Source organism: Psychrobacter sp. (assembly GCF_030454045.1).
Taxonomy (GTDB): Bacteria; Pseudomonadota; Gammaproteobacteria; order Pseudomonadales; family Moraxellaceae; genus Psychrobacter.
In genome coordinates, this window is record NZ_JAKDJE010000086.1 from 1 (window position 1) to 11,609 (window position 11,609).

The 11,609-nt window shown below is 43.7% G+C and carries 10 protein-coding genes and 1 tRNA gene; 5 read left to right on the forward strand and 6 right to left on the reverse strand.

Annotated elements, in window-relative coordinates; all coding sequences use genetic code 11:
- Positions 1 to 158: 158 nt before the first annotated feature.
- Both ftsW and murD read right to left on the reverse strand, forming a co-directional pair.
- Positions 159 to 1,283 (reverse strand): putative lipid II flippase FtsW, encoded by a 1,125-nt coding sequence (gene ftsW / locus L0G63_RS12175; RefSeq protein ID WP_367618368.1) that lies wholly within the window; start codon positions 1,281 to 1,283, stop codon positions 159 to 161.
- Between the two features lie 374 nt (positions 1,284 to 1,657).
- Positions 1,658 to 3,094 (reverse strand): UDP-N-acetylmuramoyl-L-alanine--D-glutamate ligase, encoded by a 1,437-nt coding sequence (gene murD / locus L0G63_RS12180; protein ID WP_301450906.1) that lies wholly within the window; start codon positions 3,092 to 3,094, stop codon positions 1,658 to 1,660.
- 668 nt (positions 3,095 to 3,762) lie between these two features.
- On the opposite strand from murD, the gene L0G63_RS12185 reads away from it, so the two are divergent.
- The 4 genes from L0G63_RS12185 to L0G63_RS12200 all read left to right on the forward strand — a co-directional run bounded on the left by L0G63_RS12185 (position 3,763) and on the right by L0G63_RS12200 (position 8,462).
- Positions 3,763 to 5,262, forward strand: a complete 1,500-nt coding sequence (locus L0G63_RS12185; protein WP_301450907.1) for a SulP family inorganic anion transporter — start codon at positions 3,763 to 3,765, stop codon at positions 5,260 to 5,262.
- Between the two features lie 177 nt (positions 5,263 to 5,439).
- Positions 5,440 to 6,294 (forward strand): universal stress protein, encoded by an 855-nt coding sequence (locus tag L0G63_RS12190; protein ID WP_301450908.1) that lies wholly within the window; start codon positions 5,440 to 5,442, stop codon positions 6,292 to 6,294.
- A gap of 460 nt (positions 6,295 to 6,754) precedes the next feature.
- A complete protein-coding gene (locus L0G63_RS12195) occupies positions 6,755 to 7,093 on the forward strand; it encodes a P-II family nitrogen regulator (protein ID WP_010197981.1) in 339 nt (112 codons plus the stop codon).
- 106 nt (positions 7,094 to 7,199) lie between these two features.
- On the forward strand, positions 7,200 to 8,462 hold the full coding sequence (locus L0G63_RS12200) for an ammonium transporter (RefSeq protein ID WP_301450909.1): 1,263 nt from the start codon (positions 7,200 to 7,202) through the stop codon (positions 8,460 to 8,462).
- A 194-nt stretch (positions 8,463 to 8,656) separates the two neighbouring features.
- Here the strand turns inward: L0G63_RS12200 and L0G63_RS12205 are convergent, their stop codons facing one another.
- From L0G63_RS12205 to L0G63_RS12215, 3 genes are all read right to left on the reverse strand, one after another.
- Positions 8,657 to 9,040 carry a DUF2147 domain-containing protein gene (locus L0G63_RS12205; protein WP_301450910.1) on the reverse strand — a complete coding sequence of 128 codons (384 nt, stop codon included), beginning with the start codon at positions 9,038 to 9,040 and terminating at the stop codon, positions 8,657 to 8,659.
- Positions 9,041 to 9,300: 260 nt separating this feature from the next.
- A complete protein-coding gene (locus tag L0G63_RS12210; RefSeq protein WP_301450911.1) occupies positions 9,301 to 9,564 on the reverse strand; it encodes a hypothetical protein in 264 nt (87 codons plus the stop codon).
- 64 nt (positions 9,565 to 9,628) lie between these two features.
- A complete protein-coding gene (locus tag L0G63_RS12215) occupies positions 9,629 to 10,480 on the reverse strand; it encodes a DNA/RNA non-specific endonuclease (RefSeq protein ID WP_301450912.1) in 852 nt (283 codons plus the stop codon).
- A gap of 172 nt (positions 10,481 to 10,652) precedes the next feature.
- Between L0G63_RS12215 and L0G63_RS12220 the strand changes: the two genes are divergently transcribed.
- Positions 10,653 to 10,743, forward strand: a tRNA-Ser gene (locus tag L0G63_RS12220).
- A 206-nt stretch (positions 10,744 to 10,949) separates the two neighbouring features.
- Here L0G63_RS12220 and L0G63_RS12225 read toward each other — a convergent pair.
- On the reverse strand, positions 10,950 to 11,198 hold the full coding sequence (locus L0G63_RS12225; RefSeq protein WP_301450913.1) for a hypothetical protein: 249 nt from the start codon (positions 11,196 to 11,198) through the stop codon (positions 10,950 to 10,952).
- Positions 11,199 to 11,609: the final 411 nt, after the last annotated feature.

Genomic DNA, 11,609 nt, shown 5'->3' on the forward strand with positions numbered 1-11,609 from the left:
AACAATTTTAGCGATCAGCAGTGCCTATTTGCGAATGTTCAACACGCCCTAATCAGCTTCAGTAAATGTGTCACAAAAAATAAATAACAAAAAGCGCCGCTATGTGCGGCGCTTTTTTGGGAGCTTGACAGTAGCGTTCATAAGACAAAACCAAGGTTTTAGTAATAGCGACATTGGCTCTTTTCGATCTCAGGGCTTTCTTTATATATTTTTAATAATAAAGCCACCATCACCAAGCTAATCAACATTGAAGAACCGCCATAGCTAAAGAACGGCATGGTTAGACCTTTTGTTGGGATTGCCCCCATATTCATTGCCGCATTAATGATTGTCTGCGCAATAAATACCACACCGATGCCAAACGCTGTATAGCTCATACGCATTTGACGACGCTTTAGCGCGTTGTAGCTGATGCGCATCGCACTGCCGATAATCAATGCTTCAAACACCAGCACCATACTCACACCAATAAAGCCCAGCTCTTCGCCAGTAATCGCTAATAAAAAGTCAGTGTGTGCCTCAGGTAAATGCGACAGTTTTTGTACGCTTTCACCATAGCCGACGCCAGTGAACTGCCCACGACCAAAAGCGATTAAACTACGCGCCAACTGATAATCAGTATCCTGTACATCATCGAATGGATCCATAAACGACATCACACGCACCAGTCGATACTCTGCCGTGGTCACCATCAACACGGCGCCACCAACAGCTGCCGCACCCAATGCTAAGAAATGCTTATAAGGTGCGCCAGCGATATAAAAAATCGCGAATAGCGTACCTAAGATCACGACAAAAGAGCCAAAATCTGGCTGTGATAACAATAGTATCGTGATCAGTGCTACCACTATCATAATCCGCAAAAAACCATCGAGACCATTACGAACCTCAAAAGAGCGGCGCACCACAAAGTCAGACACGAATACAATCATGACAAGCTTAGCCAGCTCTGCAACCTGAAAGTTAAAGCCGCCCAGTGTCAACCAACGCTTGGAGCCGTTGATTGGCGTACTAAACAATGTGGCTACTAGCAGCAAACCTGTGATGCCCAATAATAGAAATTGCGTTTCTGTCTTATATAACGTGCGTAACGACACACTATAGTAAGGGATAATGGCAACGATCAAACCTATCGTCATGTATAACAGCTGGTTTTTGAAAAAGTACAGCTCTGTCATACCGCGGCTAAGGGCAAAAGGAATAGAAGCAGAAGCCACCATCAGCAGACTAAGCACCATCATGCAGCCAACGCTCGATAGCAAAATTGCACGCGCTGACGGCATCGAAAGCACACCATCTGAGCCTGAGACTGGTTTTGTTTTGGGCGAAGAACGAAAAAAAGAGGAGAGCGCCATAATTTTATATACACTAACAAACGAAAAAACACGGCGTTTATAAAACGCCACCGTTTAAAAAATCATAAAGTCGATCTTACTAAGTAAATGATAAAGCGCGCTTAGACGCCGCAAATGTCATCGCAAAACACTGCCAATGCCATTTAGCATCGCTGTCATCTGTTTTCATCCATCTAAGTAATAGAACTATTATGATGACAGTAGCAGCAATCTATAATCAAAACAATCATTTATCAAGAAAATACTCTTTGCTAATATCAGTGGCTCTATCGTCTATGATGAGCTGTGGCAAATCAAAACCTCTAGCTAAGACTCGCAACCCCTGGATGCGCCGTGCTGATTTTATCCACCAACTGACTAAAATGCTCACCGCGAGCAGCATAACCACTATACTGATCAAAGCTGGCACAAGCGGGAGATAAAAGCACTGCCTGCACTTGCGACAGGCTGCTGTCAGTAACTTGCTTAATAGTGGCAAAAGCCCCTTCTAATGTCTGGCATTGATGTAATGCCACATCGTCACTGATCTTGGCGGCGCGCAAATGCTGCTCAATCTGCTTGCCATCCTCACCAATGAACAATACTTGGCTGACGTACTGATTGATAAAGGGCGTCAACTCGCCAAACTGCTGGCCTTTACCTTGCCCGCCTAAAATCAAGAGGAGCTTCCCATCTTTAGGAGCGTAGACGGCGCCCAATCCTTCGATCGCAGCCATGGTAGAGCCAATATTGGTGCCTTTTGAGTCATCAAAATAATCGACGTTAGCAACGCTCCCCACGTATTGGCAACGATGCGCCAGACCAGTGAATTGCTGTAGTGTCTCAAGCATACTCTCGATAGGCAACCCTGCAAGCTCACCGAGCGCTAAAGCTGCTTGCGCGTTTAGCAGATTATGACGTCCTTTCATCAACAGTTTGTCTGCGGATAGTAACCTTTCTGTACCACGCGCAATAAATGTTTGACCTTCCACATCTGTTATCAGGCCGTACTGTCCTTTGTCAGGCGCATGGATGCCAGTACTGATCTTTGGCAGATTGTCTGCGACTAAGGGACGAGTAAGCGCATCCTCACGGTTGATGACGACGGATTTAGCGCCTTGGAAAATACGATGTTTGGCCTGATGGTAGCCCAGCATATCACCATGGCGATCGAGATGATCTGGCGACATATTGAGGACAGTGGCAACCTTTGCCCCCAAATTTGTGACGGTTTCTAGTTGAAAGCTAGATAGTTCTAGCACCGCCAGCTCCATGTTCGTATTATCCAGCAAAGTGAGTGCTGGTATCCCTATGTTGCCGCCCACACCCACATTGATACCAGCGTCTGCTGCCATTTGCCCCACTAATGTGGTCACGGTGCTTTTGGCATTGGAGCCTGTGATCGCCACGATCGGCACTCTACAGGCCTCACAAAAAAGCTGAATGTCACTGACGACGGGAATATTTGCATGACGAGCTGCTGCAATGGCAGGCATGTCAAGCGAGATACCAGGACTGATAATAATGCGGGCAGCTTGCTGCAATAATCCTGCGTCAATGGTACCAAACTGACGAACCTCAATCTCATCTGGCAATTGTGCTGCCAGTGTAGGCGCGACCTGTGCATCTGTTACCGCCACTTGATAGCCTTGTTTGGCAAGATAATGCGCGACCGATAACCCAGACTGTCCCAAACCAACCACGACCTGTAGACCATTACCCTTGTGGATCAAGGTTTCTGTTGCGTTATGAGCGGTCATATCTATTCCTTCTATTGAACGAGCGAGATGTCATCAAGCACACTGATGCGGATAGCGACTCCAAATGACACCGTCGAGATGACAAGCATCATAACGGTATCGTTCAGATTTCGGTACTGATTTTTTATGTGTTTGTGCTATTATTCGCCTATTTTTATATTCAGTGGCTAATGCTATAATAGCTAACTTAATTGATGCGTGACATTGCTATATGATAAAGCAGTTCACCCAAGCATTTTAGTTTATCATGTTGTCACATTAATCGCGCTATTGTCACGTCTCTTTAGCAATGATTCATGTGTCACAACGGGATGTCAGACCCGCATTCTTTTCTGGCAGATTATTGATTACCCTCTACTGCAGCAAGTGATTGCTGATTCTATGTCTTACGATAGGCCTTTTTTATAGCCTATTTTAAGCAATCTGGTTCAAACCATATTTTAGGTAGTTTTATTGCTCTTATCATCTTTTTGAATATTGATGAGCGTATTTGTGATACCAAAAAAATCAGTAGACATACCTATGATTGACCTTTCACATTCCAACACAGCAACATGACCTGTGCATGTTGACGTAAAAGAAAAATGAATAGCTATTTTTAGTGACACGATCATTTTATAAATGAGTAATGATTACTTTTTTTGCCTCTAACCCTATGTAGTTTACTTATGATATCTTTTGTTGATAACTTGCGTGACGAGTGGTTCTCCAACGTTCGCGGTGACGTTTTATCGGGCTTGGTTGTCGCCTTGGCGCTTATTCCAGAAGCCATTGCCTTTTCTATTATCGCAGGTGTTGATCCAAAAGTCGGCCTATATGCCTCATTCTGTATCGCGGTCGTGATCAGTTTTGTCGGTGGTCGTCCAGGTATGATTTCGGCAGCAACGGGTGCTATGGCCTTAGTCATGGTTGATTTGGTTGCCGATCATGGTTTGCGGTATTTACTGGCTGCGACCTTATTGTGCGGCGTCATTCAGGTCGTCATGGGCATCCTAAAGCTTGGTAATTTGATGCGCTTTGTCTCGCGCTCAGTCGTCATTGGCTTTGTCAACGCGCTGGCAATATTGATATTCGCCGCCCAGTTACCAGAATTAAATCCCATGACTGAACGTGTCGGTATGACGGTATATATCATGACGGCTGTGGGTTTGGCAATTATTTATCTGTTTCCCCTTATTCCTAAAATAGGCCGTGTGATTCCCTCTCCATTGATTTGTATCGTTGGTTTGACAGCGGTCGCCATGTATATGAATCTTGATATTCGTAACGTTGGTAGCATGGGTGATTTGCCAGATTCGTTGCCTGTGTTTTTGTTGCCTGATATTCCATTAAACCTAAATACATTGTTGATTACTGCTCCTTATTCTATTGCGCTTGCCATTGTGGGTTTATTAGAGTCTATGATGACTGCGACGATTGTCGATGAGCTGACCGATACGCCAAGTGATAAGAACAAAGAGTGCCGTGGTCAAGGCATAGCCAACGTGGTGTCAGGTTTCTTCGGTGGTATGGCAGGCTGTGCGATGATTGGTCAGTCAATGATCAATGTTAAATCAGGTGGACGCACACGTCTGTCGACTTTGATTGCAGGTGTTGTATTGCTCATTATGGTGGTGTTTTTGAGTGAATGGGTCAGCCAAATCCCAATGGCAGCCCTCGTTGCTGTCATGATTATGGTATCGATTGGCACGTTTAACTGGCAATCTATTCGCGAATTCAAAACGCACCCTATGTCATTCAATATAGTGATGCTAGCGACGGTATTGACCACTGTCTTTACGCACAACTTAGCTTATGGCGTTGGTGTTGGCGTGTTGCTATCTGCCTTAGCATTTGCCAATAAGATTGGTCAGTTCTTAACCATATTCAGTGAGTACGATGATAGTAGCAATACCCGTTATTATTATGTTCAAGGACAGGTGTTCTTTGCCTCTACGACACAGTTTTTGAATAGCTTTGATACCAAAGAAGCGGTAGACAGCATTCAAATTGACGTCAGCAATGCACATTTTTGGGACATCAGTGCTGTTGATACCTTGGACAAGCTGGTCATGCGCTTGCAACGTGAAGGTATTAATGTCAAAGTGGTAGGACTCAACAATGCGAGTCGAACACTGATTGACCGCTTCTCTATTCACGATCGCCGAGATATTGGCTTATTAGATTAAGCAAATCTACGTCTAACTTGTCATTGATGTATGGCAAGGTTTTGTGAATCGATGAATGATTTGTGAATCGATGGATAAATAGACAGCTGCGTTGGTCAAAAGAGTTGGGTATGTACGTGATGCCTTAGCCCTACGCTGAGTGGCTGATTTTGATGATTAGAATGATGTGGCCGTTTTATGAGTAACTTAAAACCAGATAGTGTCATTGCTTGCTTGGACTGTCCTGATCATGTTCAAGCTGTATTAGAGGCCAGCATGTGGGCTTCTATTCGCTTGCGCGCGCCTGTAGGACTGCTACATTCAGTCCCAAGCTTACAGCAAAAAGCTGCGGTCAATTATTCTGGTTGTCTCAATATCGATGATAAAAATGCCTTGCTTGAGCAGTTCACAACCAAAGAGCATTTGAGCAACTGTGAGCTAAAATCACAGGGCAGACTATTACTGTCTCAAGCTACCACGTATTGCGAGCAAAAGCCTCATAAGCTTAAAACTTATACCTTGCATCGTCATGAAAACCTGAACCAGAGTATCGATTACGTCGATGACAAGGCACAATTGATCGTCATCGGTCATCATGTCACGTGCAAATCGACATTAGGACAACTGATTAGAGTCAGCCACTGCCCCATTTTGGTGACACATGCACCATTTTTGCCCCCTACTACCGCTTTATTTGCTTTTGACAACAGCCCAACGTGCCATAAGCTACTCAATTGGTTGTGCAAAACTCCTTTGATCCGTACCTTGACCGTTCATATTGTCATGATCGGCAAAGAGACCTCTGATAACTGCGATGCGTTGCGCGAAGCCTATGCAAGGTTGAAGCAAGCTGGTATCAAGTCTAAAAAGACATTGCTCGATTGCCGTGATGTCGCTTCAGCTTTAAATTATTACCAAGACCAGAACGATATTGGCTTGTTAATAACAGGCGCTTTTGGCCAATCACGTCTACGTGAGTTGCTACAAGGCAGCGATACCAAAAAGCTATTGGGCAGCACCAAAACACCATACCTCCTTTTTCCTAAGGCTTAAGCATCGGTTTATCTACACACACGTAGCCTATCTATATAAGCGCAGAGCGCCAGTACCCCTCTGGTCTCTGGCGCTTTCATTTATTTGTCCGCCAGTTGGCTTTCAAAAGCTGTCTTTTAGTACCCATTTCGTGACCAAACTCAAGTTAGCAAATCGTCACATGAAATAAGGGTATAGCCTCCCCAAGCACCCAAAAAGTTGGTTATAATAAAGTTTTCATTAACCAACTGCTAAAGGTTGATTCACTGTCACTATGATTATAACGATGGTCTCATCGTTGCACCGTCTATTATATATCCTATTGCAAGCATGGTTATTTTTGAATAAAAAACCAATTCTACCTCCCCCTTGAGTAGATTGGCACAGTTCTTGAATAACTTACCATAAGCAAAGCAGAGATATGACGATGCACCATAATGCTTCCATCAATCTGCAGCATCACACAAATAAGGAATTTTTTATGAAGCTAATCACTGCGATCTTAAAACCGTTTAAGCTCGATGATGTGCGTGAAGCGCTTTCTGACATCGGTGTTAAAGGTGTTACCGTCACTGAAGTCAAAGGTTTCGGTCGTCAAAAAGGTCATACAGAGCTCTATCGCGGCGCAGAATACGTGGTGGACTTTTTACCTAAGGTAAAAGTTGAAGTCGCTGTGATCGACGAGATGGTCGAGCCTGCTATTGAAGCAATCACTCGTATCGCTAGCACTGGCAAGATTGGTGACGGCAAAATCTTCGTCACTGCGCTTGAGCAAGTCATTCGTATCCGTACGGGCGAAACCGGACCTGATGCTATCTAGATTTGAGGTCTTATCTGTAAACGCTGATTTATAGAAACAGGCTATTACCGCATTTTTATCTATCGGTCATACCGATATCTATATTGTAAATTCAAGGGGAATTTAAATGGAAAGTCAAATCTTTGAGCTCCAGTATGCGCTCGATACGTTTTACTTTTTGATCTGTGGGGCGCTAGTCATGTGGATGGCCGCCGGCTTCACTATGCTAGAGGCCGGATTGGTCAGATCAAAAAACACGGTCGAAATCTTAACTAAGAATGTCGCGCTATTTGCAACGGCGAGCATCATGTATATGGTATGCGGCTACGCTATTATGTATGGTGGCGATCTGTTCTTGAGCGGAATTGCAGGCGGCGATACCTTAGTAGAAGACGCACTAACAGCCTCTGCCGAAAATGGCTTTGGTGGCGACTCTGTCTACTCTGCAGCCTCGGACTTTTTCTTTCAAGTTGTCTTTGTTGCAACCTGTATGTCCATCGTTTCAGGTGCCGTTGCTGAACGTATGAAGTTATGGGCTTTCCTATTATTTGCTGTTGTCATGACGGGCTTTATCTATCCACTAGAAGGCAGTTGGACTTGGGGCGGTAACGATGTCTTTGGGCTGTTTAATTTAGGCGATATGGGCTTCTCTGACTTTGCAGGCTCTGGTATCGTACACATGGCGGGCGCTGCTGCTGCTCTAGCAGGTGTATTACTCCTAGGACCCCGTAAAGGTAAATACGGTCCTAAAGGTGAGATACGTGCGATTCCTGGCGCCAATCTTCCACTAGCCGCGCTTGGTACATTGATCCTATGGATGGGCTGGTTTGGCTTTAACGGTGGCTCAGTACTCAAACTTGGTGACATCGCTAGTGCCAACTCTGTTGCCATGGTCTTTTTGAATACCAATGCTGCTGCTGCTGGCGGTGCTGTGGGCGCTTTAATCATCGCACGTATTATCTTCGGCAAAGCCGATCTTACAATGCTACTCAATGGTGCTCTAGCCGGTCTGGTCGCTATTACTGCAGAACCATCAACACCCTCTGCCCTACAAGCGACACTCTTTGGCGTTGTGGCTGGTGTCATCGTGGTGCTATCTATCTTGGCATTAGACAAAATCAAAATTGACGATCCTGTTGGTGCTATCTCGGTTCATGGTGTGGTCGGTCTATTTGGCTTACTCATTGTGCCAATTACGAATCCAGCATCTACCTTTATCGGTCAGATTGCAGGCGCTGCTACCATCTTTGCTTGGGTATTTGTTGCAAGCTTCATCGTTTGGGTCATCATCAAAGCTGTCATCGGTATCCGTATCTCTGAAGAGGATGAATATGAAGGGGCAGATATTGCAGAATGTGGTATGGAAGCGTACCCAGAATTTATCAGATAAGATCTAGCAGACAGGTTTAATCCTACTCGATGCGCTGATACTACTTTATGTAGTGTCAGCGTTTATTATTTTATTGAGTAACCTCCCCTTACTGACACAATAAAATGTAAAATATAAAAAATCCCGCAGTACCTTTCGGTAGTGCGGGATTTTATCTATTAAGTACAGATCTGATAAAAAACTACTTGATCGACTTATTTCTTTTTCCATGTTTGACTGCGTGAGAATGGACCAATATAGCCTCTTAGCTTCAAAGTATTACCACTTAGATTTGCCGTCATACGATAATCTTTGCCTTTTTCAGGATCAGTAATCGTACCACCGCTGTATTTACCACCACCATCAGATTTTAGACCTCTAATAATGGTCGTGCCTATATGCTTTTTGCCTTTGGCTGAGTTAGTAGCAATGAGCGTACCTGTCAGTACCCCATTTGACTCAGTAATTTTTACCGTACCTTTTGGCTTGCCGTCATCATATGTCTGCCAAGTCGTATTGGCTAATGGGTCAGCAGCAAATGCCATACTAGCAATACCAATACCAGCAACGGCTAACGTGGTTTTTGTAAATAATTTCATAGATTGACTCCCTTCATACAATGATTGCTCGAAACATTATGTTTCTGATTTCCTATGCTTATCCTTTGCTATCATCTTTTATTACAAGCTTTGCGACTCTCTACTTATAAAGCGTAGGTTATCGATATTGCTCATAACTCTTTGTCAAAGATTTTGAGCGACATAAGCGATGTCTTGACTCATTATAATCAATTTTCCGACTTTGCCTAGTAATTTTTTAGTACTTTATTATTTCTATAAAATAAAACTATATCAAAGACTTACAGAAAAGGATTGTCAATATATTTGTCCGATTGGTCATCATTTTCTTTTGACTTAGCCTCATTATTACTATAAAGGTCTTTGCCCTCAAATGCCTTCATGATACAGCTCATAAGCGTCTGTAATTGCTGAGCTTGTTCATATCCTGATGCATCTAACGTCAGATCAATATCACCATAGATAATGACTTTATCCTTTTGGTTTTCGATAACAAGCCCACCGACTTGCATGCTTTGATGATTGTTGGCGAATGGGTCAATCATGTCTGTATCCTTATTATTAGTCGCATATGATATGTTTGCCCAATTTTGAGCATATTGAAACACTTTATGCTTTTAACTGTGCAAGTAACCACTCCAAAATAGCCCATACAAATAGCATCCAATCCGGCTCCTGCGCTGAGGTATCAGACCCCTCTGACGCCTCCCCTGCCTTTAATGGCAAGTCAAACGCTTCGCTCTTGGTTTGTGTGTCAAGCATCGGTAAAACATCAATGCCTATCTCAGCGGTCAATTCATCAACACTAATGACATCAATGCGTTCAGATTCGTCATTTGGCGCGTAATATACCCCTGCTTGATCGGTCGCTGGAATGTAGACGGCTTTGAAAAAATGGCTCGGCACGAGCACACGATTGGCAAGCTGCTTGGTCTTAGTATTGGTAAATGCGACGCCAGTAATGGTATAAACCTCACCGTATTGCTGAGTCAAATAGCGAGTAGCAGACTCAATATTACGCCAAATATAACGATTATTGCGCGGCGACTGCGGCGCGATATTGGCCAGACTAAAGCTATCATATTGCTGACTGCGCGTTGCCATATCGGCATTGGGCGTGAGATGTCCGCGATCATAACCGGAGCCTGAATAATCAGATAATGAGGCACGCGCGGACTCTGGGAGCTTGCTTTCTTCATGGAAGCTGTCTTCGCGGTCAATTTGCTTGGCTTGCTGTAGACGCGCACGATCTAGATACTCTGCTGACCAAAGCGGTGTCCGTGATAAGGCAGAATACATGACGGCAAAGCCATCCATACAAAGTGCTTGTGTTTGATTACTCAGCTTGGTATTGGTAAATTCAGGGTAAATCCCACCATAAAAGGACTGGCTACACTGCGTGAAATCATCCGCATATGCTTGGGTAACGCCCATAGTCACAGCCATTACCGCCATTAGCATGCTATGTTTCAGCCCATATTTAGGCTTACGAGAACTTATCATTTAAACTTTCAACCATTTATAGCTGTCATTACATACATACTATCGTAGCAGGCAGCTACGAATAAAGAAAGATAGTGCGCAAGTCGTGACATTCTAAATCGTATCCGCTATACTTAGGCGTTCAAAAAACGGTGAAGTGGGTGAGTGGCTGAAACCGCACGCCTGGAAAGTGTGTATACGTTAATCGCGTATCGAGGGTTCGAATCCCTCCTTCACCGCCAATCTTATCTATTCTGAGAAACGCACTAGTTTTTCTGTGCTGTCCTACTCCATCCAAAATAAAATCCAGACACCTTAACAGTAAGACTGTCAGTCTGATCGTCTAATGCTGCCTGAATGGTGATTTTTATCCTATCTATCAAAAAAAACCACCAATAAAGAATATTGCTGGCTCATATCACTGCTCTATTGCTGCTAATATCTAAACCTACAGCTGTTTACTGCCTATACATCTCTTTATTGCTTCTTTTTCACTGTCACTTAGATTCATATGTAACTTGTTCAACCCCAAATTTATGCGGCAGTCTCGTCTGATTTCTTTCGTTTCAGCAGACATGACTGGTTTTGGAGTCGCGTTTACTGCTTCTGCAAAAGCAATGCTTGGTACCATCGCGTTGGCTGAGTAGCCTGTTACACTGAATAAGGTGATAAATAGTACGAACAAGGTTTGTCTCATGGGTGCTCTCAGTCGATTTTTAAGATGATTATTTAGGACAGTCAATGAATATTTAACATCACTGGTTTGATTGAAAAGCACTACTTGAGATAACTAGCGCGCGCAGACGATGTTAATACTGCCTCTTATCATAGCCAGTTCCTATGTTAAGTAGCTTGATGAAAGTTTAAGAAACGTTAAGGTGTGAGCGTTTTGCATATCTGCTAGACCGTAATATCTCTTCAAATAGAGACACAAGACCGGATATATCACAACTACTAGCCAAACCATTGCACATAAAAATGACGCCTACTTAGGGCGTCATTTTCAAATAATCAGATATCACTTTTAAGAGCGGTGTCTGTAGTCGTTTTTGCTTGAGACCATCCCGAATTCTGTGTAACTGCCGTTTAGATTAAATGCTTGCTGATA